Below are 26144 nucleotides of genomic sequence, written 5' to 3'. Positions count from 1 at the left end.
AGAGCCGGTACACCGGCGCGCGGGTCATCGGGAGTAGCTTTCGGAGTAGTCAGCTCTGGAAGAGTTCTGGGGGGTAAACAGCGACCGCCTGTTCGGTTGCTGCCAGCATCGACTGAGTGATCCGGCGTCGGCTCCACGTATCGAGCGAGGTGACGTCATGAGTATCTTTAGCCACTTCCAACAACGCTTCGAGTCCACACGCCAGGAAGAACTCTCGCTGCAAGAGTATCTTGAGCTGTGCAAACAGGACCGCAGTGCCTACGTTTCCGCCGCCGAGCGTCTGCTGCTGGCCATCGGTGAACCGGAACTGCTGGACACCTCGACCAACTCGAGACTGTCGCGAATCTTTTCCAACAAGGTGATCCGTCGCTATCCGGCCTTTGAAGACTTCCACGGGATGGAAGAATGCATCGACCAGATCGTGTCGTACTTTCGCCATGCTGCTCAGGGTCTGGAGGAGAAAAAACAAATTCTCTACCTGCTCGGTCCCGTTGGTGGCGGTAAATCGTCCCTGGCCGAGAAGCTCAAGCAGCTAATCGAGAAAGTGCCCTTCTACGCGATCAAGGGCTCGCCGGTATTTGAATCTCCCCTGGGTCTGTTCAACGCTACTGAAGATGGCGCGATCCTCGAGGAAGACTTCGGCATCCCGCGGCGCTACCTCAACACCATCATGTCGCCATGGGCCACCAAGCGCCTGGCCGAATTTGGCGGTGACATCAGCCAGTTCCGTGTGGTGAAACTCTATCCGTCGATCCTCAACCAGATCGCCGTGGCCAAGACCGAGCCAGGTGACGAAAACAACCAGGACATATCGGCACTGGTGGGCAAGGTCGACATCCGCAAGCTCGAGGAATACCCACAGAACGACGCCGACGCCTACAGCTATTCCGGTGCGCTGTGCCGGGCCAACCAGGGCCTGATGGAATTCGTCGAAATGTTCAAGGCGCCGATCAAGGTGCTGCACCCATTGCTGACCGCCACCCAGGAAGGTAACTACAACAGTACCGAAGGCCTCGGCGCGATCCCCTTCACCGGGATCCTGCTCGCTCACTCCAACGAATCGGAATGGCACACCTTCCGTAACAACAAGAACAACGAAGCCTTCATCGACCGGATCTACATCGTCAAGGTGCCGTACTGCCTGCGCGTCAGCGACGAAGTGAAGATCTACGACAAGCTGTTGTTCAACAGTTCACTGGCCAAGGCCCACTGCGCGCCAGACACCCTGAAAATGCTTGCCCAGTTCACCGTGCTGTCGCGTCTCAAGGAACCGGAGAACTCCAACATCTACTCGAAAATGCGGGTGTATGACGGGGAAAACCTCAAGGACACCGATCCGAAGGCCAAGTCGATCCAGGAATACCGCGACAACGCGGGCGTCGATGAGGGCATGAACGGCCTGTCGACCCGCTTTGCGTTCAAGATCCTGTCCAAGGTCTTCAACTTCGACCCTCACGAGATTGCCGCCAACCCGGTGCACCTGCTCTACGTTCTGGAACAACAGATCGAACAGGAACAATTCCAGGCTGAAACCCGCGAACGTTATCTGCGCTTTCTCAAGGAGTATCTGGCACCGCGCTATATCGAGTTCATCGGCAAGGAGATCCAGACGGCCTACCTCGAATCCTACAGCGAGTACGGGCAGAACATCTTCGATCGTTATGTGCTCTACGCGGATTTCTGGATCCAGGATCAGGAGTATCGCGACCCGGAAACCGGAGAAATCCTCAACCGTGTAGCCCTGAACGAAGAGCTGGAGAAAATCGAAAAACCAGCTGGCATCAGCAATCCGAAGGATTTCCGCAACGAAATCGTCAACTTCGTGCTGCGCGCCCGTGCCAACAACAACGGCAAGAATCCAACCTGGCTCAGCTACGAAAAACTGCGGGTGGTCATCGAGAAGAAAATGTTCTCCAACACCGAGGACCTGCTGCCAGTCATCAGTTTCAACGCCAAGGCCAGCAAAGAGGACCAGCAGAAACACAACGACTTCGTTACACGAATGGTCGAGCGTGGTTACACCGACAAACAGGTACGGCTGCTGTCCGAGTGGTATCTGCGGGTGAGAAAGTCCCAGTAAGGGAGCGGCAGGCGGCAAACGACGAAATACTCACAACTACGCGGAGTTTGCGTATTTGTGGCCATATGTCGCGCGCCGCTTGTTTCTGAAGCTTCTGTCTTGCAGCTTGAAGCTTATGACTCGAAGCTCCCCGGAGGGCCTATGAGCTATGTGATCGACCGACGTCTCAATGGCAAGAACAAGAGCACAGTAAACCGCCAGCGGTTTCTGCGACGCTACCGTGACCACATCAAAAAGGCCGTCGAAGAGGCGGTCAGCCGGCGCTCCATTACCGATATGGAACACGGCGAACAGATCAGCATTCCTGGTCGCGACATCGACGAACCAGTGCTTCATCACGGCCGTGGTGGCAAGCAGACCGTCGTGCACCCGGGCAACAAAGAGTTCACCAGCGGCGAGCACATTGCCCGCCCGCCCGGTGGGGGCGGCGGCAGAGGTCCCGGCAAGGCAGGCAACTCGGGCGAAGGGATGGACGAATTTGTCTTCCAGATTACCCAGGAAGAATTCCTCGAATTCATGTTCGAGGACCTTGAACTGCCCAACCTGGTCAAGCGCAATCTGACTGGCACTGACACCTTCAAGACCGTTCGCGCGGGTATCAGCAACGAAGGCAATCCGTCGCGGATCAATATCATCCGTACCTTGCGCTCGGCCCATGCACGGCGCATAGCCCTGTCCGGCAGCAGCCGGAAAAAGTTGCGCGAAGCCAAGGAAGAACTGCTGCGTTTAAAGCGGGATGAGCCAGACAACTTCGGCGATATTCAGGAAATCGAGGCGGAAATCGAGAAGCTCAGCGCACGCATTCATCGTGTGCCGTTCCTCGATACGTTCGACCTCAAGTACAACCTGCTGATCAAGCAACCGAACCCCAGCTCCAAGGCGGTGATGTTCTGCCTGATGGACGTGTCGGGCTCCATGACCCAGGCGACCAAGGACATCGCCAAGCGGTTTTTTATTCTGCTGTACCTGTTCCTCAAGCGTAACTACGACAAGATCGATGTAGTGTTCATTCGCCACCACACCAGTGCCCGCGAAGTGGACGAGGAAGAGTTCTTCTATTCCCGCGAAACCGGCGGCACTATCGTCTCCAGCGCCCTGAAATTGATGCAGGAGATCATGGCCGAGCGGTATCCGAGCAACGAGTGGAACATCTACGCGGCACAGGCCTCCGACGGTGATAACTGGAACGATGACTCACCGATCTGCCGCGACATCCTGATCAACCAGATTATGCCATTTGTGCAGTACTACACTTACGTGGAGATCACCCCCCGCGAGCATCAGGCCCTGTGGTTCGAATACGAGCGCATTGCCGAAGCCTTCTCTGACACTTTTGCCCAGCAGCAGCTGGTATCGGCCGGGGATATCTATCCGGTCTTCCGTGAACTCTTCCAGCGCAGGTTAGTGACATGACCGCCAAAGAGCAGAAGCGCCAACCCATTTCCACCGGCTCCGAGTGGACGTTCGAGCTGATCCAGGCCTACGACCGTGAAATCAGTCGTATCGCCGCTCGCTACGCGCTCGATACCTACCCCAACCAGATCGAAGTGATCACCGCCGAACAGATGATGGACGCCTATGCATCGGTCGGCATGCCACTGGGTTACCACCATTGGTCCTATGGCAAGCACTTCCTCAGCACCGAGAAATCCTACAGTCGCGGTCAGATGGGCCTCGCCTACGAGATTGTGATCAACTCGGACCCGTGCATCGCCTACCTGATGGAAGAAAACACCATCTGCATGCAGGCGCTGGTGGTGGCGCATGCGTGCTACGGCCACAACAGCTTCTTCAAGGGTAACTACCTCTTCCGCACCTGGACCGACGCCAGTTCGATCATCGATTACCTGGTGTTCGCCAAGCAGTACATCATGCAATGCGAAGAGCGCCACGGCATCGATGCAGTCGAGGACCTGCTGGATTCCTGCCACGCTTTGATGAACTACGGTGTCGACCGTTACAAGCGCCCCTACCCTATTTCCGCTGAAGAAGAACGCCGCCGGCAGAAGGATCGTGAGGAGCATCTGCAGAAGCAGATCAATGACCTGTGGCGCACCATTCCAAAGGGCGCGGACAAATACAGCGATAAGGACAACGCACGCTTCCCCGCCGAACCTCAGGAAAATATCCTGTACTTTATCGAAAAACATGCACCACTTCTTGAGCCGTGGCAGCGCGAAATTGTGCGCATCGTGCGCAAGATCGCCCAGTATTTTTATCCGCAGCGCCAGACCCAGGTGATGAACGAAGGCTGGGCTACGTTCTGGCACTACACGTTGATGAATGACCTGTACGACGAAGGGCTCGTCACCGACGGCTTCATGATGGAATTCCTGACCTCGCATACCAGTGTGGTCATGCAGCCGGGGTTCGACAGCCCGTATTACAGCGGCATCAATCCCTATGCCCTGGGGTTTGCCATGTACCGCGATATTCGGCGCATGTGCGAAAGCCCAACCGAGGAAGATTACCGCTGGTTCCCCGACGTTGCCGGTACGGACTGGTTGTCGAGCATCAAGTTCGCCATGAGCAGCTTCAAGGACGAGAGTTTCATCCTGCAGTACCTGTCACCCAAGGTGATACGTGACCTGAAGTTGTTCAGCATTCTCGACGACGATCAAAAGGACGACTTGCTGGTCCCGGCGATTCACGACGAAGGCGGTTATCGGACTATCCGGGAAACCCTGGCGGCGCAATACAACCTCGGTAATCGTGAGCCTAACGTGCAGATCTACAGCATTGATCGACGCGGCGACCGCTCCCTGACCCTGCGGCATCAGCAGCACGACCGCAAACCACTGGGCGATTCAACTGACGAGGTGCTCAAGCATCTGCACCGACTGTGGGGCTTCGACATTCACCTGGAAACCCTGCAAGGGGATCAGGTGATGAAAACCCAGCATGTGCCGCCCAGGAGTGAACACAGTGAAGGCGATTACGGCCGGCTGGACCTGGCTGTTATCCATCTTTGAAACCGTTTGTGCCTCCGCTGGCTCGACGCAAAGGTTATTCTGTCGAGCTAATGGAGGTTTTTTATGCAGATTTATAAAGTCGGCGGTGCCGTGCGCGATCGCCTGCTGGGTATTCCGGTCTCCGATATCGATTGGGTGGTAGTGGGCGCCACGACTGAAGAAATGCTCGCCAAGGGCTTTCGTCCTGTCGGCGCAGACTTCCCGGTGTTCCTGCACCCAAAAAGCGGGGAGGAATACGCCCTCGCCCGCACTGAACGCAAAAGCGGGCGCGGTTACGGTGGTTTCACCTTCCATGCCAGTCCCGACGTCACGCTCGAAGAGGACCTGATCCGCCGCGACCTGACGATCAATGCCATGGCCGAGGACGAGCAGCAGAACTTGACCGATCCCTACCACGGCCAGCGTGATTTACAGGATCGTATTCTGCGTCACGTTTCCCCCGCTTTCGCCGAAGATCCCCTAAGGGTACTGCGCGTAGCCCGCTTTTCGGCACGCTACGCCGCGCTTGGTTTCAACGTAGCGCCTGAAACCTTGGGCCTGATGCGTCAGCTCTCGGATTCCGGGGAGCTGGAGGCCCTGACGCCGGAGCGCAGCTGGAAGGAAATCTCACGGGCGCTGATGGAAGACCAGCCGCAAGTATTTATTGAAGTGTTGCGCGAGTGCGGCGCGCTCAAGGTGCTGATGCCGGAAGTCGACGCTTTGTTCGGCGTGCCACAACCAGAAGCCCACCATCCGGAAATCGATACCGGAATCCATACGCTGAGCGTGTTGCAGCAGTCAGCGCTGCACAAGCAACCACTGACGGTCCGCTGGGCCTGCCTGCTGCACGATCTCGGCAAAGGGCTGACACCCGCCGAGGAATGGCCGCGGCACATAGCCCACGAGCACACGGGCCTGAAGTTGATCAAGGCGGTCAATGAACGGTTCAAGGCACCGAAAGACTGTCAGGAACTGGCGCTATTGGTCGGTCAATATCATACCCACGGCCATCGCGCCCTGGAGCTGAAGCCCTCAACTTTGCTGGAGCTGTTGCAGAGTTTTGATGTGTACCGCCGGCCGCAGCGCTTCGAGGAGTTCATTGTCGCGTGCGAAATGGATGCGCGGGGACGCAAGGGGCTGGAGCAGCGGAGTTATCCACAGGCGGATTATTTGCGCGGGGCCGCGACAGCAGCAAGGGGCGTGGCAGTTCAGCCGCTGCTTGAGCAAGGATTCAAGGGGCCGGAGCTGGGTGAAGCGATCAAGCGCGAGCGGCTCAAGGCGCTGAAAGCCTACAAGCAACAAGCCTAAGGCAAGATCAAAAGATCGCAGCCTTCGGCAGCTCCTACGGATTAATGCACATCCTGTAGGAGCTGCCGAAGGCTGCGATCTTTTGATCCATGGGTTTTACAGCAGCTCAGAAGGCGTCAACTGCTCCCCACGCCACTCAAACGCCACCGGCGCCAACACCTGATCAATCCGCGCTTCACCCCACAAAGTCGCAAAGCTCTTGCCTACCCCCGGATGCACACGATCCGGTGCAATCAACGACAACGGCCACAACACAAAGGCATTCTTCAAAATCTCAGCCCGCGGCAAGACCAAACCGTCGAAATTACCCACCAGATCGCCAAACAACAGCACATCGATGTCCAGCGGCAAGCCCTTGCGCTCAGGCGCGTAACGGCCATTGTCCGCCTCGATGAACTTGAGCCGACGATCCAGCTCGATCAGCGGCAGATCGGTATACGCCGACACCACAAAATTGAAAAACGGCCCGCTCTTGATGCCCACCGGCTGGCTTTCGAAGACCGCCGAGCAGCGTATCTCCACCAGGAACCCCGCGAGGGCTTCCAGGCCCGCGTGCAAGTGCGCTTCGCGCTCGATATTGCTACCGAGCCCGAGATAAACCTGGGTCAGCGACATCCGCGCTCGATCTCCACACCCACACCACCGGTTGCAGCCGGCACAGCGCCCGGCTTGGTCAGCTTGAGCCGCACCCAGGTGATCTTGAATTCGCTCATCAACACTTCGACCAGGCGCTCGGCAAAAGTCTCCACCAGCTGAAACTGCGCCTGCTCGGCAAAAGCCTGGATGCGCGAGGACACACTGGCGTAATCAAGCGCCAGGGTCAGGTCGTCGCCAGCAGCGGCCGGGCGATTATCCCAGGCGAAACTCAGATCAAGACGCAAGCACTGTCGGATGCCTCGCTCCCAGTCGTAGGCACCAATGACGGTGTCGACTTCCAGGCCCTCGATAAACACTCTGTCCAAGCACTTCTCTCCACTGCACGACAAGGGCGCAATGCGCCGTTAGAATCAGGGCGTCCTCGCCCGGAATAGTTAGCATGTTTTGGTTACTGGCGACTCTCGCCTACCTGCTCGGCTCGCTGTCCTTCGCCATTTTGCTCAGCCGCCTGACCGGTAACCCGGATCCGCGAATGAGTGGATCGGGCAATGCCGGCGCCACCAACATGTTGCGCCTGGCCGGCAAGAAACTGGCGGTCATGACCTTGCTCGGCGATCTCTGCAAAGGCCTGCTGCCCGTATTGATCGCGAGCGCTGCGAGCCTGTCACTGCAGGAGCAGGCGTGGATCGGTCTCTGCGCCGTCATCGGTCACCTGTTCCCGTTGTACTTCCGCTTTCGCGGAGGCAAGGGTGTCGCCACCGCTGCCGGAATGTTGCTGGGACTCTACCCGCCTGCAGCGTTACTGGCCGTTTGCGCCTGGCTGCTGACGTTCTACCTGACCCGCACCAGCTCGCTCGCTGCGCTGATCGCCACACCCCTGACCCTGCCACTGCTGGCGTGGCAAGAGCCGGCGGCGCTGCTGCCCATGTGCGCGCTCACCGGGCTGATAGTCTGGCGTCACCGGGGCAATCTACGCGACCTGTTTGCCGGGCGCGAACGCCATTTCTGATTCCGCATATGAGCAGCGCTCATCACGGATCAATCATAGCGCCGACAACTGCTCCATTGGCCAGCGCGCCTGCACGCTGATCGCCAGACTTTCATGCTGGCCGGCCTGCAAGCGCTGACAACCGGCAAACGCAATCATCGCCCCGTTGTCGGTACAGAATTCCGGACGCGCGTAAAACACATCGCCCTGCATGTCGCCGAGCATTTTTTCCAGCGAAGTGCGCAGTGCCTTGTTGGCGCTGACGCCCCCAGCGATCACCAGGCGCTTCATACCGGCCTGCTTCAGGGCACGCTTGCACTTGATGGTCAAAGTCTCCACCACGGCCTGCTGGAACGCCAGCGAGATGTCGCAACGGGCTTGATCACCGTCGTCTCCGGCGCGTACGCACTGCTGCCAGGTATTCAGCGCGAAGGTTTTCAGGCCGCTGAAGCTGAAGGCCAGGCCAGGGCGGTCGCACATCGGCCGCGGAAAGGTGAAGCGTCCCGCTACCCCTTGTTCCGCCAGACGCGAGATCTCCGGACCACCTGGATAATTGAGGCCCATCATCTTCGCAGTCTTGTCGAAGGCTTCACCGGCAGCATCGTCGAGGGTTTCGCCCAGCAGGGTGTATTGGCCGATTCCGTTGACCTGAACCAGCTGCGTATGCCCACCGGACACCAACAAAGCGACGAACGGGAATTCAGGCGGTTGCGACTCCAGCATCGGCGCCAGCAAATGACCTTCCATGTGGTGCACCCCCAGGGCCGGAATGCCCCAGGCGAAGGCCAAAGCCTGGGCGCATGACGCGCCCACCAGCAATGCGCCGACAAGCCCGGGACCTGCGGTGTAGGCGATCGCGTCGATCTCGGTAGGCACGCAGTCGGCCTCGGCCAGGACCTGACGAATCAGGGGCAGCATGCGCTTGACGTGATCGCGCGAAGCCAGCTCAGGCACCACGCCACCATAGGCGCGATGCAGGTCAATCTGGCTGAACAGCGCGTCGGCCAGCAGGCCGCGTTCACTGTCGTATAATGCGACACCAGTTTCGTCGCAAGAAGTCTCTAATCCCAGTACTAGCATGGGTTTGCGCCTTGTTTAGGCTGAATTCGAAGGCGCGCATAATAGTCCCCACGGGATGCGCCGACTAGCGGTTTTCGATCAGAGGCTTTGCATTCCGGGCGATGAGGGGTTAACATCCGCAACCCTTAAAAACCGACGTCTTCAAGTGCTCTTTTGCCACGAGGATGTTGACCCCGGTAATGAATGAAGGTAGCTCTGGATGCCAGCCGTCAAAGTAAAAGAGAACGAACCCTTCGACGTAGCTCTGCGTCGTTTCAAGCGCTCCTGCGAAAAAGCCGGTGTACTGGCTGAAGTTCGTAGCCGCGAATTCTACGAGAAGCCTACTTCTGAGCGTAAGCGTAAAGCAGCAGCCGCTGTTAAGCGTCACGCCAAGAAAGTACAGCGCGAACAGCGCCGCGCCGTTCGTCTGTACTAATACACAGACGTTCGTAGCAAGCTTCTGCCAAGCCCGGCCTTCAAGCCGGGCTTATGGCATTTGCGGAAAACGCTTGATGCTTCACCGTCAAAGCCGCAGACGCGACCAAGACAAATCTGCTTCACAGCGTCAGACCTGGCTCTTTTGCCAGCGGTGCACGTCTTTTCTGACGAGCCTTCCAAGGCTACTGACGAGCACACCCACTGATTCCTCTCACGACGATCAGCCCAAGGCGCCTTCTTGCGTGCCCGCTTATGAGCTATCCGAGGCCACCGACTGGCGGTAGCGGATTTCAGCGCAATATTTTCAAATGGTCGAATACTGACAGGTACTAACGTCGGTTGATTTTCGACAGATACACTTCCCTACAGCGATTACGCAAACGACAGGTTCGAGCCGCCTTCATACGCGCCTCAAGCAACGAACCGCGCTCGCTCGCCGCAGGTTTTGGATCCATTTCAGCGCAGATGACGAGAACGCCATGGCCGGGCTAATTCCCCAGAGCTTCATTGACGACCTTCTGAACCGCACCGACATCGTCGATGTGGTGAGCTCGCGCCTGCAAATGAAAAAAGCCGGCAAGAACTACACTGCCTGCTGCCCGTTTCACAAAGAGAAAACCCCCTCCTTCAGTGTCAGCCCCGACAAGCAGTTCTACTATTGCTTCGGTTGCGGCGCTGGCGGTAACGCGCTCGGCTTCATGATGGACCACGACAACCTGGATTTCGTCCAGGCGGTCGAAGAACTGGCTAAAGCAGCCGGCATGGAAATACCCCGGGAAGAAAGCGGCCGGCCGCACAAACCGCGACAGCCGACTGACTCACCGCTGTATCCCCTGCTCACAGCGGCTGCCGAGTTTTATCGTCAGTCGCTGAAAAGCCATCCATCGCGCAAGGCCGCCGTGGACTATTTGAAAGGCCGCGGCCTCACCGGCGAAATCGCCCGGGACTTCGGACTCGGTTTCGCTCCGCCTGGCTGGGACAATCTGTTCAAGCACTTGAGCAGCGACACCTTGCAACAGAAAGCCATGGTCGACGCTGGCTTGCTGATCGAGAACGCCGAAACCGGCAAACGCTATGACCGCTTCCGCGATCGCGTGATGTTTCCGATCCGCGACAGCCGTGGCCGCATCATCGCCTTCGGCGGCAGGGTGCTGGGTGACGACAAACCCAAATACCTGAACTCGCCGGAAACCCCGGTGTTCCATAAGGGCCAGGAACTTTACGGCCTGTATGAAGCCCGCAAGAACAACCGCAATCTCGATGAAATCATCGTCGTCGAAGGCTACATGGACGTCATCGCCTTGGCCCAGCAAGGCCTGCGCAATGCTGTCGCGACCCTAGGTACGGCCACCAGCGAAGAGCACTTGAAGCGACTGTTTCGTGTGGTGCCCAACGTGCTGTTCTGTTTTGACGGCGACCAGGCCGGTCGCAATGCCGCCTGGCGCGCGCTCGAAGCGGCGCTGCCGTGCCTGCAGGACGGCCGGCGTGCGCGCTTCCTGTTCCTGCCGGAGGGCGAGGACCCAGACACCCTGGTTCGCTCGGAAGGCACCGACGCCTTCCGCGCCCGGATCAACCAGCACGCGCAGCCGCTGGCCGACTATTTCTTTCAGCAGCTGACCGAGGAATCGGACCCACGCTCGCTTGAAGGCAAGGCACACATGGCCACGCTGGCGGCACCGCTTATCGACAAGGTCCCCGGTGCCAACTTGCGCATCCTGATGCGCCAGCGCCTGAGCGAAATCACCGGCCTGAGTGGCCAAGCGGTGAGTCAGCTGGTGCAAAGCGCACCGCAAGATGCGCCGCCGGCCTACGATCCGGGCATCGATTACGACGCCATGCCCGACTACAGCGACTACCATCAGCCGCAGTCCCCCGACATGTACGCGCCGCAGCAGGAATGGACGCCGAAGAAACCCGGCGCCGGCGGCAAGAAGTGGGACAAGAAGCCATGGGACAAGGGCGCCAAGCGTGGCAGCGATCGCGATCAGCAAAGTGCACCACGCACGCCGATCGCGGTCGAAGCCCCTACGCTGATTGCACTTCGCACGCTGATTCATCATCCGCAACTGGCCGGCAAAGTGGAAACCGCCGACCATTTCGCCAACGAGAGCAATACCTACGCACAGCTGTTGGTAGCCCTTATCGAGGCGTTGCAGAAAAATCCTAAGCTAAACTCTATCCAGCTGATGGCCCGCTGGCATGGCACCGAACAGGGTCGCCTGCTCAAGGCATTGGCGGAAAAGGAATGGCTTATTGACGGCGATAACCTTGAACGACAGTTTTTAGACACCATTAATAGGTTATCGGCAGGTCAACATACAGACAGCCTGGAAGTTTTGATCAGGAAAGCAAGGCAGCCAGGATTGACTGCAGAGGAAGCAAATCAGATCGCAAATCAGATGCGCGACCTATTAAAACGTAATGTGGCTGTATCAAACCCGACCTCAACTGGCGCGTGAGGTCATAGCTCAGGTATAATCCTCGGCTTGTTTTTTGCCCGCCAAGACCTTCAGTGGATAGGGTGTTATGTCCGGAAAAGCGCAACAGCAGTCTCGTATCAAAGAGTTGATCACACTTGGTCGTGAGCAGGGCTACCTGACTTACGCGGAGGTCAACGACCACCTGCCGGAGGATATTTCAGATCCGGAACAGGTGGAAGACATCATCCGCATGATCAATGACATGGGGATCAACGTATTCGAGGTTGCGCCAGATAAGGATTCTCTTATGCTGGCGGACGCCGATACCGACGAAGCCGCGGCCGAAGAGGCAGCAGCAGCGTTGGCAGCGGTCGAGACCGACATTGGTCGCACCACCGACCCAGTGCGCATGTACATGCGCGAAATGGGTACGGTAGAGCTCCTCACGCGTGAAGGCGAAATTGAAATCGCCAAGCGTATTGAAGAGGGCATCCGCGAAGTGATGGGCGCAATTGCGCACTTCCCTGGCACGGTTGACCATATTCTCTCCGAGTACACACGCGTCACCACCGAAGGTGGCCGCCTGTCCGACGTCCTGAGCGGTTATATCGACCCGGACGACGGCATTGCGCCGCCTGCTGCAGAAGTGCCGCCGCCCGTCGATCCGAAAGCCGTGAAAGCGGAAGACGACACCGACGACGACGAAGCCGACGCGACTGATGACGAAGAAGAAGCCGAAAGCGGTCCGGATCCGGTCATCGCAGCTCAGCGTTTTGGCGCTGTCTCCGACCAGATGGAAGTTACCCGCAAGGCCCTGAAAAAGCACGGTCGTGGCAACAAGCTGGCAATTGCCGAGCTGGTGCTGCTGGCTGAGCTGTTCATGCCGATCAAACTGGTGCCGAAGCAATTCGAAGGCCTGGTCGAGCGTGTTCGCAGTGCTCTGGATCGTCTGCGTCAGCAAGAGCGCGCGATCATGCAATTGTGTGTGCGTGATGCTCGCATGCCGCGTGCCGACTTCCTGCGCCAGTTCCCGGGCAACGAAGTCGACGAAAGCTGGACCGACGCACTGGCCAAGGGCAAAAGCAAATACGCTGAAGCCATTGGTCGCCTGCAGCCGGACATCATTCGTTGCCAGCAGAAGCTGACTGCACTGCAAACCGAGACCGGTTTGACGATCGCCGAGATCAAGGACATCAACCGTCGCATGTCGATCGGTGAGGCCAAGGCCCGCCGCGCGAAGAAAGAGATGGTAGAAGCGAACTTGCGTCTGGTGATCTCCATCGCCAAGAAGTACACCAACCGTGGCCTGCAATTCCTCGATCTGATCCAGGAAGGCAACATCGGTCTGATGAAAGCGGTGGACAAGTTCGAATACCGTCGCGGCTACAAATTCTCGACTTATGCCACCTGGTGGATCCGTCAGGCGATCACTCGCTCGATCGCCGACCAGGCCCGCACCATCCGTATTCCGGTGCACATGATCGAGACGATCAACAAGCTCAACCGTATTTCCCGGCAGATGTTGCAGGAAATGGGTCGCGAACCGACCCCGGAAGAGCTGGGCGAACGCATGGAAATGCCTGAGGACAAGATCCGCAAGGTATTGAAGATCGCTAAAGAGCCGATCTCCATGGAAACCCCGATCGGTGATGACGAAGACTCCCATCTGGGTGACTTCATCGAAGACTCGACCATGCAGTCGCCAATCGATGTTGCTACCGTTGAGAGCCTTAAAGAAGCGACTCGCGAAGTTCTGTCCGGCCTCACTGCCCGTGAAGCCAAGGTACTGCGCATGCGCTTCGGTATCGACATGAATACCGACCACACCCTCGAGGAGGTTGGTAAACAGTTCGACGTGACCCGTGAACGGATTCGTCAGATCGAAGCCAAGGCGCTGCGCAAGCTGCGCCACCCGACGAGAAGCGAGCATTTGCGCTCCTTCCTCGACGAGTGATCAAAGAACCCCCGGCCCAGGCCGGGGGTTTTGCTTTACGCAGATAAAATTCCCCGCGCTTCCCTCCCGCCGATTTGCCCGTCTACACTCGAAACATTCCCCCCGAGCCATAACGAGACCGTTATGCCCAGACTGCCGACCGTGCTTGTTTTACTGTCGCTGATGAACTGGACTGCAACGGCTGGCGCGCTGACTCTGACCGACGAAGAACGTAGCTGGCTGAACGCTCACCCGCACTTGCGCCTGGGTGTTGATGCGTCATGGCCACCATTCGAGTTTCGTGACGATCAAGGACGCTATCAAGGCCTTGCAGCCGACTATATCGACGTCATCCGGCAACGCCTGTCAGTTGACCTCAAGCCCATAGAACCGGTCAGCTGGACGGTGGTCCTGGAACAGGTCAAGCAAGGCAAGCTGGACCTGTTGCCGGGGATCATGTCGACCCCGGAACGCCAGTCCTATCTGTCATTTACCCGTCCCTATCTGGACTTCCCGATTGTCATCCTTGCCCATGTCGGCGGCGCGCAGCCACGCAAGCTTGATGACCTGTACGGGCTGAAAATCGCCGTGGTGGAGAACTACGCCCCCCATGAACTGTTGCGCACTCACCATCCCGACCTGAACCTGGTGGCCATGCCCAACGTCAGCTCGGCGCTGCAGGCGCTGGCGACCGACGAAGTGGACGCGGTGGTCGGCGACCTGGCTTCCAGCGTCTGGAGCCTGCGCCAACTCAAGCTCGATGGCCTGTATGTCAGCGGCGAGACGCCCTATCGGTACCAACTGGCCATGGGTGTGCCCAAGGACAACAAGGTCCTGGTCGGCATCCTCGACAAAGTCCTGGCGGACATGACCCCCGCTGAAATCAACGCGATCCAGGAGCATTGGGTCGGCAACGTCCTGGACCACCGCACCTTCTGGTCGGACCTGCTGGTGTATGGCCTGCCCGGTTTGTTGCTGCTGATTACCGTGCTGGCAGTTGTCATCCGGATCAACCGCCGACTGAGTTCGGAAATCGCCCGGCGCGTGGATCTGGAACAGGAACTGCGCAGCAGCGAGTACCACTACCGCGGCCTGGTCGAGAGCCTGTCGGCCATCGCCTGGGAAGCGCGGATCAGCGACTTCACTTACAGCTATGTGTCACCGCACGCCGAAGACCTGCTCGGCTACCCACTTTCACATTGGCTGATCCCAGGCTTCTGGCGCAACATCATTCACCCTGCCGACCTGACCCGCGCCCAGTCGTTCTGCGACCACGAGGTCCTGGCCGGGCGCGATCACACCGTCGATTATCGGGTCATCACGGCGGACGGACGCTGCCTCTGGGTGCGCGATATCGTCAGCCTGATTGAGCATGGCCATGAACCGGTACTGCGCGGCCTGATGATCGACATCAGCGACGCCAAGCGCACGGAAGAGGCATTACGCCTGTCGGAGCAGAAGTTCGCCTCGGTGTTCCAGCAATGCCCGGATATCCTGGTCATCGCGCGTCTGTCCGACGGCTGCCTGATGGAGGTCAACAAGGCGTTCGAAGAGCAGATTGGCCTGACCGCCGAAGAAGTCATCGGCCAGACAGCCACCAACCTGAACATCTGGGGCATACCCGGCGTCGGCCCGGGCCTGTTGCAGCGCCTGCAGGCCGGCAGCATCCGCAACCTGGAAATGCCCTTCCGGCGCAACAACGGCCAGGTGTTTACCGGCCTGATCTCCGCCGAACCGTTTGACCTGGATGCGACCCCGGCGCTGGTCGTGGTGGTGCGCGATATCAGCCAGCTCAAGGAAACCCAGCAGCAGCTGCAAATCTCCGAAGAGAAATTCGCCAAGGCGTTTCACGCATCACCGGATGGATTACTGCTCTCGCGCCAGAGCGACGGTCTGCTGCTGGAGGTCAACGAAGGTTTCAGCCGCATTACCGGCTTCAACAGCGCGATGTCGGTGGATCGCTCATCCCTGGAGCTGGGCATCTGGGTCAACCTAAACGAGCGCAAGCAGATGCTCGACCTGCTCAAGCGCGATGGGTTTGTCCGCGACTTCAGCTGCCACATCCGCCGCAGCGATGGGCAGATCCGCCTGTGCGAGGTGTCCAGCCGGCCACTACCCATCGGCAATGAAGACTGCATGCTGACCATAGCCCGGGACATCACCGAACGCCACCTCATGCAGGAGAAGCTGCAACAGGCCGCCACCGTGTTCGAGAGCACCGCCGAGGGCGTGTTGATCACCGACACCCAGCAGCACATCAGCGCGGTCAATCGCGCGTTCACCGAAATCACCGGCTACAGCGAAAGCGAAGCGCTTGGCCACACCCCGCGCCTGCTCGCTTCAGGTCTGCATGACAGCGCATTCTATGCCGCCATGTGGCACCAGCTGACCGCCGAAGGTCATTGGCAAGGCGAGATTTCCAACCGGCGCAAGAACGGCGAGCTGTACCCCAGCTGGCTGACCATCAGTGCAGTACGTAACCGGGATAAATTCATTACCCACTTCGTCGCCGTGTTCGCCGACATTTCCAGCCTCAAACACGCCCAGGCCAGGCTCGATTATCAGGCGCATCATGACCCGCTGACCGGCCTGCCCAACCGCACGCTGTTCGAAAGCAGGCTGCTCACCGCGCTTAATAACCAGCAGGAAAACGGCGGTCAGGGCGCCGTACTGTTCCTCGACCTGGACCGCTTCAAACACATCAACGACAGCCTCGGCCATCCGGTCGGCGACCTGTTGCTCAAGGGCATCGCCGTGCGCCTGAAAGAGCAGCTGCGCGATATCGACACAGTGGCGCGCCTGGGCGGCGATGAATTCATCATCCTGCTCCCCGGACTGCAACAGCCCAGCGACGCCGACCACATTGCCAATAAGTTGCTCAATTGCTTCTCGGCGCCGTTCCAGGCCGGCGAGCATGAGTTTTTCATCAGTTCCAGCATCGGCACCAGCCTCTACCCCCGGGATGGCAATGACGTGGCTACGCTGGTCAAGAATGCCGATGCGGCGATGTATCGCTCCAAAGCCAAAGGTCGCAATCGCGTCGAAAGCTATACCCGTGACCTGACTGCCCAGGCGAGCGAGCGGGTTGCGCTGGAACACGAATTGCGCCGCGCCATCGAACGCAACGAACTGCATCTGCACTACCAACCGAAGATCAGCCTCGACGACCATCGCCTGGTCGGCGCCGAAGCACTGATTCGCTGGCGTCATCCCACCTTCGGTGACGTACCGCCGGAGCACTTCATCCCGCTGGCCGAAGAAAACGGCATGATCCTGCAGATCGGCGACTGGGTGCTCGAGACCGCCTGCCGGCAGATGTTCGAGTGGAACCAGATCTACCAATGCCTCGGCCCGCTGTCGGTCAACCTGGCCGGCGCCCAGTTGCGCCAGCCCAATCTGCTCGGACGCATCGAGCAACTGCTGAGGGACAACCGTCTACGGCCCGACCTGCTGCAACTGGAAATTACCGAAAACTTCATCATGAGCCAGGCCGAAGAAGCACTCACCGTCCTGCATCAACTCAAGCACCTGGGCGTGCAACTGGCGATCGATGACTTCGGCACCGGCTATTCATCCCTGAGTTACCTCAAACGCCTGCCGCTGGACATCCTGAAAATCGACCAGTCTTTCGTCCGCGGCCTGCCCGACGATCCGCACGACGTGGCAATCGTCCGAGCCATCATCGCCCTGGGCCGCAGCATGCAATTCACCGTGATCGCCGAAGGCGTCGAGACCCAGGCCCAGCAACAATTCCTCGCCGCCGAAGGCTGCGAACAGATCCAGGGCTACATCGTCAGCCTGCCCCTGCCCCCCGAAGAATTTGCCGCGACATTTCTTCGTACAACAGTTTCCAGCTTTTCGGATAGCACGACCGAGAAACCATCGTTATAATCCGCGACCTACTGAGGGCCTATAGCTCAGTTGGTTAGAGCAGAGGACTCATAATCCTTTGGTCCACGGTTCAAGTCCGTGTGGGCCCACCAAACAAAAAAGCCGCGCATTGCGCGGCTTTTGCGTTTTTATGATCGTGGCTAAAGTCAAAATCATAATCTTGCGCGGGAAACGTTCCACTCTGGGTTTATTTACGGCTTCATCGGATCAAAGCTAGACGAGCGGCTGACAGTGATTCCCTTACAGCCTGAGTCAGGATTCTGAGTTGACTGCAAGGGTATTTCTCCCCTAGATTCAACCCACTAGCCCCGGGACTTGTTGGTGAAAACCTCCCCCCGAGGACAGATGAAAGCTTCATTAAAACCCGCCTTTTTTGGCGGGTTTTTTTCTTCTTGCAGACGCCACGATCAAAACCCCAAGCGCAAAAACGTTCGCCACAGATTCTTGAGCACGGAGCGCTTGTGCCGCTTCCAGTTGCGCTCCCACCATTCATCCTCGTTGATACCCACTTTCTCGATATCGCTGCCGGTCACCATCGCCGCGTGTTGGCGGAAAAGCATCGGGAACACGCAATGCTGTTTTATCCGACGCTTGAATACGACATCAACCGGTACCCCACAGTAAGGGGCATCCGCCAGGATCTGACAGCCTTCGCGGGAGAGGATGTAAGCGTGTAGCGCCACCACTTTGCCGCGGGCGATGAAGGGGAACCACGTCAGCCATGTACGGCCCATGCTGTATCCCAGATGCAGCGCCTGAAATGGCTGCTCACGGATAAAACGGTTTACCCAACGCACCTGAACCTTGTGAAACGCGTAGGGCTGGGCATCGTCTTCGAAAATCAGGATTCTGTCCCACCCTTCAGCCAATACTCTTCTCGCGAGTGCCTGATGCGATTCATAGCACCCTTGGACCGGGTCGCTGCAGCGTTGTGTCACATGGAACTCGATCGGGTTGGTGATGAGTGATGCGACGGTTTGATTGAACAAGCAACGCCTGTCCGCCCTTTCGGTGAGCGATATGCAGTAAGCGCGGTCAACGTCGAAAGAGATCCTGGCCACAGGTCCTCCTCTCGCTTGTCCGATCACTCGACACCGGTAGATTGCGCGGAAAGCCCACGCTTGCACATACGCAATGCAGATTGGAGTACGCCACTGATTGTCCCTCATGGATCTCTCGCAGCTCGGTGCCGCAGAAAAGAATCCATGATCGACTTGGCGCAATTTGCTGTATGTCAGACGCGTCTCTGAATCGTGCCCGACAGTCAGCATTTCAAGCGGAGTTTTAGTTACTTCATGTGGCGTAATATCGGATGACTCCTACAAACGCTGTAGGCAAAATCCGAATGTTCTGTATGGGCGCTTTGATGCCTTGTTGTGCGTTTCTTTGACGGGATATTCTCAGACGTCGCTGACCAATTAGCGATCGGGCTTGGAAACCCGTCGAACCGAAGCGCAACAGTTCCTCTATCAGAAATACAGACCATATTCGACTGTGGTCCTCTGTTATGGCGGCTGTGCGCGGGACGCCTTTGGCGTGCCGGTTCCTCGGTTCCCGGTTTTCCAACCTGCGCACAGCTGCCACCCCTTCGCTTGGAAACGAACGCGGCAGCTCCCCGAACCAGGAGCAAAAGCATGACCAACAAAAAACCCTCCGAACCCTCAGAGCTGAAAACCGTCGGCTTCACCCCTCTCATCTACTGTTCGAACCAGGCGCTGTTCCATGTCAGCCGAGGCGTTCCTCTGGGTGATGCGTTAACTATGGCTTCTGATTTTCTATTACTTGCCAAAGAGCTTACGCAAGACGCTGCCTCCTCCAGAGGTACTAACCGCCATGCGCGGGCTGCGCACTACCTGACAACCATGAGCAAGGCCATAGTCGATGACGTAACGAAAGTGCTGATACGAGAATCCGCTACTAGCGCGGCTAATTTCAAGGCATAGACACTAGTAACTTAGCGAGATAAGCCCCGTAGTCCGGGGCGTTCAATGCATATCAGGCGATGGGTTCCACGGGACACTAACCAATGCAATTTGCTGCACCAAGCTCAGTTGTTCCAGCATCGCTCCCGTCAACACAACCTCATACGTATCCGCCGGCCTGCCCCACTGCTCAACGAGAGCCATCCGATCAACCAACACACCTGCCAATGCGGTGATCGTATCGGCCAGTTCCTCGACGATTTTTTGAGTCAGGGACCACAGTCGATCAGTGATCAACTTGAGCTGCGCCCCCACACGTTCAGCCAATGCTGGATCCGTATCGGGGTAGGCGATATTGCGCAGCAGATGCTGTAGCTCCTTAACTTTCGCATAGTCCTGCTCGGCGCCCTGAGCTCCTTTCAGAATGGCCACCGCTTCCGACTTATCGACACCCTTGGCGACAGGATTCGATGCAGACAGTGTCTGTCCCATGGCTCCCGCGAGCAGGACCATGATCCTGGCTTCCAGATGGGCCTTCAGCGCTTCCATTGACGTAATTGAACGAGCCAAGGTTATCCACGCGCCACCTTGATGCCGCAAGTCCATGGTCACCGACAGCGTCACGCCTCCGCTAGCAAACCCCAATGCTCGGGCTACCACGTAGTGCCCCATTTCATGGTGCGCAATCTGCAATGCACGTTCCCGCACGACCGGGGGCAACTTGCTTGTCATTGTTGTCGCCTCGCTCTTGGCAAATTGTCCCAGGCACAAATCCCCTGAACAGTAGCAAGCCTAGATCAAACAGCGCGAATCCAGCCGGGGCTGTAACATGCAGTCCCATTGATTTGTGCCGCTGGAGAAGCCCCTTGCCCGACATTCGCCCGCCCGTACTCGACGAAATTGACCGTCAGTTGATTGCCGCCCTGCAGATCAATGCCCGGGAAAGCGTGGCCATGCTCGCCAGGCAGCTGGGAATCGCCAGAACCACGGTGACTTCGCGGCTGGCGCGGCTGGAGAAGGCCAAGGTCATTACCGGCTATGGCGTGCGCCTGGGCCAGCGCGTGGTGGATGGCGGTCTGCAGGCGTATGTGGGGATCACCGTGCAACCGCGTTCCGGGAAGGAAGTGTTGCGCCGGCTCAGTGCCATGGCGCAGGTGCAGCAGTTGTGTGCGGTGAGTGGTGAGTTTGATTACGTGGCGTGGTTGCGTACTGACTCGCCGGAGCAACTGGATCAGTTGCTGGATCAGATCGGCAGTGTGGATGGGGTGGAGAAGACTACGACTTCGATTATTTTGAGTAGCAAGATTGATCGGGGCCAGCCAGGGTAGACGCTGTCTTAATGTGGGAGCGGGCTTGCTCGCGAAGGCGGTGGGTCAGTCAGTGTAATTTCCAATGACCCACCGCATTCGCGAGCAAGCCCGCTCCCACACTGGACACTGTGCATAGGAAGGTCGTCATATTGATCTATAAACCAGCAAAACGACGGCACTTTGCGTCTTATTAACGTGTTCAACGCTCTCTAGAATGGCTGGCATCTTTTCCTATACTCAGATGCGCATTCCGCGTCGGGTCGCCAGCAAGGTCAGCCATGAACAACAACAATCGCCATCCTGCAGACGGTAAAAAACCAGTCACTATCTTCGGCCCGGATTTCCCTTTCGCGTTCGACGACTGGATCGAGCACCCGGCTGGCTTGGGCCGCATTCCCGAGCACAACCTGGGTGCCGAGGTGGCGATTGTTGGGGCAGGCATCGCCGGCCTGGTGGCTGCGTACGAATTGATGAAGCTGGGCCTCAAACCCGTCGTCTACGAAGCCTCGAAAATGGGCGGGCGCTTGCGCTCCCAGGCCTTCAACGGCGCCGAAGGCATCGTCGCCGAACTCGGCGGCATGCGTTTCCCGGTGTCGTCCACTGCGTTCTATCACTACGTCGACAAACTCGGCCTGCAGACCAAACCGTTCCCGAACCCGCTGACGCCGGCGTCTGGCAGCACGGTGATCGACCTGGAAGGCAAAACCCATTACGCGCAGAAACTGGCCGATCTTCCTGCACTGTTCCAGGAAGTGGCTGACGCCTGGGCGGATGCGCTGGAAGCCGGCTCGCAGTTCTCCGATATCCAGCAAGCCATCCGCGACCGCGATGTGCCGCGCCTCAAGGAACTGTGGAACACCCTGGTCCCGCTGTGGGACGACCGCACCTTCTACGATTTCGTCGCCACCTCCAAAGCCTTCGCCAAGCTGTCGTTCCATCACCGCGAAGTGTTCGGCCAGGTCGGCTTTGGTACCGGCGGCTGGGACTCGGACTTCCCCAACTCGATGCTGGAAATCTTCCGCGTGGTCATGACCAACTGCGACGATCACCAGCACCTGGTGGTGGGCGGCGTGGAACAGGTCCCGTTGGGCATCTGGCGCCACGTACCGGAACGTTGCGTGCATTGGCCCCAAGGCACCAGCCTCAGCTCGCTGCACAGTGGCGCGCCGCGTTCCGGGGTGAAAAAGATTGCCCATGCACCGAACGGGCGTTTTACCGTCACCGACAACTACGGTGACTCCCGCGAATACGCGGCAGTGCTGACTACTTGCCAGAGCTGGCTGCTGACTACGCAAATCGAATGCGACGAAAGTCTGTTCTCGCAAAAAATGTGGATGGCCCTGGACCGCACCCGCTACATGCAATCGTCGAAGACCTTTGTGATGGTAGACCGGCCATTCTGGAAGGATAAAGATCCGGAAACCGGCCGCGACCTGATGAGCATGACCCTCACCGATCGCCTGACCCGCGGCACCTACCTGTTCGACAACGGCCAATACGAGAACGGCGTCGACAAGCCGGGAGTGATTTGTCTGTCGTACTCGTGGATGAGCGATGCGCTGAAAATGCTCCCGCACCCGGTGGAAAAACGCGTGAAGCTGGCGCTGGACTCCTTGAAGAAGATCTACCCGAAAGTCGACATTGCCGCGCGCATCATCGGCGACCCGATCACCGTGTCCTGGGAAGCCGACCCGCATTTCCTCGGTGCATTCAAGGGCGCCCTGCCCGGCCACTATCGCTACAACCAGCGCATGTATGCCCACTTCATGCAGGACGACATGCCCGCCGAACAGCGCGGAATCTTTATTGCCGGCGATGACGTTTCGTGGACGCCGGCATGGGTCGAAGGCGCAGTGCAAACATCTCTCAATGCGGTATGGGGCATCATGAAGCACTTCGGCGGTGAAACTCACGCCGCAAACCCGGGTCCAGGAGATGTGTTCAACGAGATCGGCCCGATCGCCCTGCCCGAGTAAAAGGAGTCCGCAATGCGCGTAGCCCTGTATCAATGCCCCCCGCTGCCCCTGGATGTTGCCGGCAATTTGCAGCGCCTGCATCAACTGGCCCTGGAGGCCAAGGGTGCCGACTTGCTGGTGCTGCCGGAAATGTTCCTGACCGGCTACAACATCGGCATCGATGCCGTCAGCGTATTGGCCGAAGTGCATAACGGTGAATCGGCGCAACAGATCGCACGCATCGCCAAATCGGCCGGGATCGCCATCCTGTACGGCTACCCCGAGCGCACTGCGGACGGGCAGATTTACAACGCGGTGCAGCTGATCGACGCCCACGGCGAGCGCCTGAGCAACTACCGCAAGACGCACCTGTTCGGCGACCTCGATAACTCGATGTTCAGCGCCGGCGGCAATGACTTCCCGGTGGTCGAACTCAACGGCTGGAAGCTTGGCTTCCTGATCTGCTACGACCTGGAATTCCCGGAAAACGCTCGACGCCTGGCCCTGGCCGGTGCCGAGTTGATCCTGGTGCCGACGGCGAACATGATTCCCTACGATTTCATCGCCGACGTCACGGTGCGCTCCCGGGCCTACGAAAATCAATGCTACGTGGCCTACGCCAACTATTGCGGGCACGAAGGCGATATCCACTACTGTGGGCAAAGCAGCATCGCCGCACCAGATGGCAGTCGCGTCGCTCAGGCCGGTCTCGATGAAGCCCTGATCGTCGGCGAGCTGGACCGGCAGTTGATGCTCGACTCTCGCGCCGCCAATCGCTACCTGATCGATCGTCGTCCCGAGCTTTATAGCGACCTGAACAAGCGCTGATCCACCGTTATCCGCTAGCATTAGCGCTTCTCTGTACTGGAAGTGCTCATGCCTGCGCCGAATCCCTCTCGCCCCCACACTGAAACCCTGGCCAACGGCCTGCGGGTGACGCTGCGTCATGCGCCGCATTTGAAGCGCTGCGCCGCCGTGTTGCGAGTGGCTGCGGGCAGTCACGACGTGCCGCTGGCCTGGCCAGGGCTGGCGCACTTTCTCGAACACCTGCTGTTCCTGGGCACCGGGCGCTTTCCCGCAGACCAGGGGTTGATGGCCTACGTGCAAGGGCATGGCGGGCAGGTCAACGCGCGGACTAACGAACGCACTACCGACTTTTTCATTGAACTGGCGCCGCAGGTTTTCAGCGGTGGGCTGGAGCGTCTGTCAGACATGCTCGCTCTGCCGCGTATGGATCTGGACGATCAGTTGCGGGAAAGGGAAGTGCTGCACGCGGAATTTGTCGCCTGGTCGCAGGATGCCACAGCCCAGGAGCAATTCACGCTGCTGAATGGACTGTCGGCGACTCATCTGTTGCGGGGGTTTCATGCGGGCAACCGCGACACGCTGGCGGTTGAGCAGCCCGAGTTCCAGCAAGCGCTGCGAGGCTTTCACCAGCGTTTTTATCAAACCGGGCAGATGACACTGAGCCTAGTCGGCCCGCAGGGCATTGAAGAGTTGCGGGCGTTGGCCGAAGCGTTTGACTTGGGAATTGTCAGGAGTGAAAAAGTCGAGCAGACGGCACCTGCTGCCTTGATGGCATCTGCGCACAATAGTTATCAACAGGCCGATGAACATCGCCTGCACATGCTATTCGCCCTAGAGGCGCCGCCCGACTCGTCGCCTGAGGTGTTGGCGTTTCTGTGTCATTGGTTGAATGCAGCCAAATCCGGTGGGCTGCTGGCCGAGCTACGCGAGCGTGGTATTGCTGAACAGCTTAAAGCTGCCCCGCTGTATCAATTCGCCGGGCAGGCGCTGTTGCACCTGGCGTTTACCACGACTGAACCGGCGTCAGTCATTCGCGAACCACTGCTGGATTGGCTGGGCTTTTTTGCCACGCAACAGCATCAGCCTCAATGGCGCGAAGAATACGCTGCCTTACTGCAATGCCAGCAGCGAGTCAGCAGCGCCCTGCGCCTGGCCCAATTGGACAGCGAACAAGCTGTTGAACCAGATCCCTTGGCGCTTCAGGAAATCCTCACGCAAATGGGAGCTGTGGATAACTTCAGCGGGGCATGGCAGCTACCCACTCCCAACCCTTTTTTGCGCACAGAGACTCCAACGCCCAGTGCCGGACTGATTCGCGGCCAGACCAGCAAGCATCGCGGCCTGCGCACCTTCGCCCAGGATCGCTTGCGCAGTCGTCGTGAACAGTCGGCCATGCAGTTCAGTCAGGCATTGCCAGATAATACCGATGAAGGTGCGATTCATCTTCGCTGGCGATTGGCAGCCAGGCCGCAGCGCAAACTTCAGGTGCAGCTGGAACAGCGCCTGCTGAACTTGCGCGAAGACGCGCGACAAGCAGGTGTGGACTTCTCTTTCAGCGCATCAGGCAATCAGTGGTTGCTGAAAATGACCGGCCTTCAGGACCCCATGCCCACCATCCTTGATCATGCGCTGAAAGAACTGACGAATAGCGAGTCCAATTTCCCACAGGTCGCGCCCGGTAGCCTGCCACTGATACCGATTCGACAGTTACTTGCAGCGCTGCCGGAGCACTACCTTGAGCAGGTCGCAGAGTCGGACGACCTGCACCAGCTCTGGTCGACAGCGCGCTGGGACGGCCTGGCGACCGGCCTGTCCACTCACACGCAGACAGCAATGGGTCCGGCCTTGAGCCGCGTACCAGGCATCGCCGACACTCAACCGGCACCGCCCCCCTCGTTTAGCACCCGGCACCTGTGGACAACTATCGAAACTGACTCCAGCGAACATGCCTTGTTGCTGTTCTGCCCAGTCGCGACGTCTGAGCTCGCCGATGAGGCCGCCTGGCGCTTGCTCGCGCATTTGTTCCAGACGCCCTTTTACCAGCGACTGCGCGTGGAACTGCAACTGGGATACGCGGTGTTCAGTGCGCTGCGGCAGGTGCACGGACAGGTCGGGATCGTGTTCGGGGTGCAATCGCCAAACGCAGTTCCCCACGAGCTGCTCAAGCACATCGAGACGTTTCTCAGCGAATTTGCGGCGATGATCGAAGGCGTCGACCAGGCAACCTTCGTCACCCAACGACAGGCATTGGCTGATCAGTTCGACATCAGCGTACTGGCGCCAGCACAGGCCAGCGAATGGCTGTGGCAGGCCAAGCTGGCTGTCCACTCGTCGGATTATCTGGAGCAGTTGCCCCGAGCGATTCTGGACATCGATCGCGAGACTCTGCTCGATGCGGCACGTCGCCTGAATCAGGCCGCAGGCGGTTGGCGCTGCCTGGCCAGCGCGGCCGCTCCCGGTATGCCGTGGCAAGTGGCAAAATGAT

The 26144-nt window shown here is 58.6% G+C and carries 19 protein-coding genes and 1 tRNA gene; 15 read left to right on the top strand and 5 right to left on the bottom strand.

Going from position 1 to position 26144, the window contains the following annotated elements; translation table 11 throughout:
- Positions 1-157 precede the first annotated feature (157 nt).
- The 4 genes from ACYZTK_RS17820 (at position 158) to ACYZTK_RS17805 (ending at position 6339) form a co-directional block, all read left to right on the top strand.
- Positions 158-2080 (top strand): PrkA family serine protein kinase, encoded by a 1923-nt coding sequence (locus ACYZTK_RS17820; RefSeq protein WP_028621509.1) that lies wholly within the window; start codon positions 158-160, stop codon positions 2078-2080.
- Positions 2081-2221: 141 nt separating this feature from the next.
- Positions 2222-3493, top strand: coding sequence for a YeaH/YhbH family protein (locus ACYZTK_RS17815; RefSeq protein ID WP_462011084.1), 1272 nt, complete (start codon positions 2222-2224; stop codon positions 3491-3493).
- Positions 3490-5052 (top strand): SpoVR family protein, encoded by a 1563-nt coding sequence (locus ACYZTK_RS17810; RefSeq protein ID WP_462011083.1) that lies wholly within the window; start codon positions 3490-3492, stop codon positions 5050-5052. Before ACYZTK_RS17815 ends, ACYZTK_RS17810 begins: the two co-directional genes overlap by 4 nt.
- 63 nt (positions 5053-5115) lie before the next feature.
- A complete protein-coding gene (locus ACYZTK_RS17805; RefSeq protein ID WP_462011082.1) occupies positions 5116-6339 on the top strand; it encodes a multifunctional CCA addition/repair protein in 1224 nt (407 codons plus the stop codon).
- A gap of 96 nt (positions 6340-6435) precedes the next feature.
- Here ACYZTK_RS17805 and folK read toward each other — a convergent pair whose 3' ends face one another.
- Complete coding sequence (gene folK / locus ACYZTK_RS17800) at positions 6436-6954, bottom strand: 2-amino-4-hydroxy-6-hydroxymethyldihydropteridine diphosphokinase (protein ID WP_462011081.1); 519 nt, start codon at positions 6952-6954, stop codon at positions 6436-6438.
- A complete protein-coding gene (folB, locus tag ACYZTK_RS17795) occupies positions 6945-7301 on the bottom strand; it encodes a dihydroneopterin aldolase (protein ID WP_007993198.1) in 357 nt (118 codons plus the stop codon). Before folB ends, folK begins: the two co-directional genes overlap by 10 nt.
- A 74-nt stretch (positions 7302-7375) precedes the next feature.
- Between folB and plsY the strand changes: the two genes are divergently transcribed.
- Positions 7376-7945, top strand: a complete 570-nt coding sequence (gene plsY / locus ACYZTK_RS17790; RefSeq protein WP_462011080.1) for a glycerol-3-phosphate 1-O-acyltransferase PlsY — start codon at positions 7376-7378, stop codon at positions 7943-7945.
- Positions 7946-7978: 33 nt separating this feature from the next.
- On the opposite strand, the gene tsaD is transcribed toward plsY, so the two are convergent.
- On the bottom strand, positions 7979-9004 hold the full coding sequence (gene tsaD, locus ACYZTK_RS17785) for a tRNA (adenosine(37)-N6)-threonylcarbamoyltransferase complex transferase subunit TsaD (RefSeq protein WP_462011079.1): 1026 nt from the start codon (positions 9002-9004) through the stop codon (positions 7979-7981).
- Positions 9005-9203: 199 nt separating this feature from the next.
- Here tsaD and rpsU point away from each other — a divergent pair, with 199 nt between their 5' ends.
- The 5 genes from rpsU (at position 9204) to ACYZTK_RS17760 (ending at position 17757) form a co-directional block, all read left to right on the top strand.
- A complete protein-coding gene (gene rpsU / locus ACYZTK_RS17780) occupies positions 9204-9419 on the top strand; it encodes a 30S ribosomal protein S21 (RefSeq protein ID WP_002551877.1) in 216 nt (71 codons plus the stop codon).
- A gap of 481 nt (positions 9420-9900) precedes the next feature.
- Complete coding sequence (gene dnaG, locus ACYZTK_RS17775) at positions 9901-11880, top strand: DNA primase (protein ID WP_462011078.1); 1980 nt, start codon at positions 9901-9903, stop codon at positions 11878-11880.
- 67 nt (positions 11881-11947) lie between these two features.
- Positions 11948-13795 (top strand): RNA polymerase sigma factor RpoD, encoded by a 1848-nt coding sequence (gene rpoD / locus ACYZTK_RS17770; RefSeq protein WP_462011077.1) that lies wholly within the window; start codon positions 11948-11950, stop codon positions 13793-13795.
- Between the two features lie 123 nt (positions 13796-13918).
- A complete protein-coding gene (locus tag ACYZTK_RS17765) occupies positions 13919-17665 on the top strand; it encodes an EAL domain-containing protein (RefSeq protein WP_462011076.1) in 3747 nt (1248 codons plus the stop codon).
- 15 nt (positions 17666-17680) lie between these two features.
- Positions 17681-17757 (top strand) — tRNA-Ile (locus tag ACYZTK_RS17760).
- A gap of 315 nt (positions 17758-18072) precedes the next feature.
- Here the strand turns inward: ACYZTK_RS17760 and ACYZTK_RS17755 are convergent.
- Positions 18073-18726 (bottom strand): hypothetical protein, encoded by a 654-nt coding sequence (locus tag ACYZTK_RS17755; protein ID WP_462011075.1) that lies wholly within the window; start codon positions 18724-18726, stop codon positions 18073-18075.
- A 573-nt stretch (positions 18727-19299) separates the two neighbouring features.
- Between ACYZTK_RS17755 and ACYZTK_RS17750 the strand changes: the two genes are divergently transcribed.
- A complete protein-coding gene (locus ACYZTK_RS17750) occupies positions 19300-19608 on the top strand; it encodes a DUF3077 domain-containing protein (RefSeq protein WP_462011074.1) in 309 nt (102 codons plus the stop codon).
- Positions 19609-19650: 42 nt separating this feature from the next.
- Here ACYZTK_RS17750 and ACYZTK_RS17745 read toward each other — a convergent pair whose 3' ends face one another.
- Positions 19651-20319, bottom strand: a complete 669-nt coding sequence (locus ACYZTK_RS17745) for a peptidase M41 (RefSeq protein ID WP_462011073.1) — start codon at positions 20317-20319, stop codon at positions 19651-19653.
- A 134-nt stretch (positions 20320-20453) separates the two neighbouring features.
- Here ACYZTK_RS17745 and ACYZTK_RS17740 point away from each other — a divergent pair, with 134 nt between their 5' ends.
- The 4 genes from ACYZTK_RS17740 to pqqF all read left to right on the top strand — a co-directional run bounded on the left by ACYZTK_RS17740 (position 20454) and on the right by pqqF (position 26143).
- Positions 20454-20915, top strand: a complete 462-nt coding sequence (locus tag ACYZTK_RS17740) for an Lrp/AsnC family transcriptional regulator (protein WP_462011072.1) — start codon at positions 20454-20456, stop codon at positions 20913-20915.
- Positions 20916-21175: 260 nt separating this feature from the next.
- Positions 21176-22873, top strand: a complete 1698-nt coding sequence (locus tag ACYZTK_RS17735; protein WP_462011071.1) for a flavin monoamine oxidase family protein — start codon at positions 21176-21178, stop codon at positions 22871-22873.
- A 12-nt stretch (positions 22874-22885) separates the two neighbouring features.
- Positions 22886-23680 carry a carbon-nitrogen hydrolase family protein gene (locus ACYZTK_RS17730; RefSeq protein WP_462011070.1) on the top strand — a complete coding sequence of 265 codons (795 nt, stop codon included), beginning with the start codon at positions 22886-22888 and terminating at the stop codon, positions 23678-23680.
- 48 nt (positions 23681-23728) lie between these two features.
- Positions 23729-26143 carry a pyrroloquinoline quinone biosynthesis protein PqqF gene (gene pqqF, locus ACYZTK_RS17725; protein WP_462011069.1) on the top strand — a complete coding sequence of 805 codons (2415 nt, stop codon included), beginning with the start codon at positions 23729-23731 and terminating at the stop codon, positions 26141-26143.
- Position 26144: the final 1 nt, after the last annotated feature.

The sequence above is a fragment of the Pseudomonas sp. LB3P31 genome, assembly GCF_054897945.1.
The sequence above is the reverse complement of the archived record's forward strand: the minus strand, read 5'-3'. Positions and strand labels throughout refer to the sequence as shown.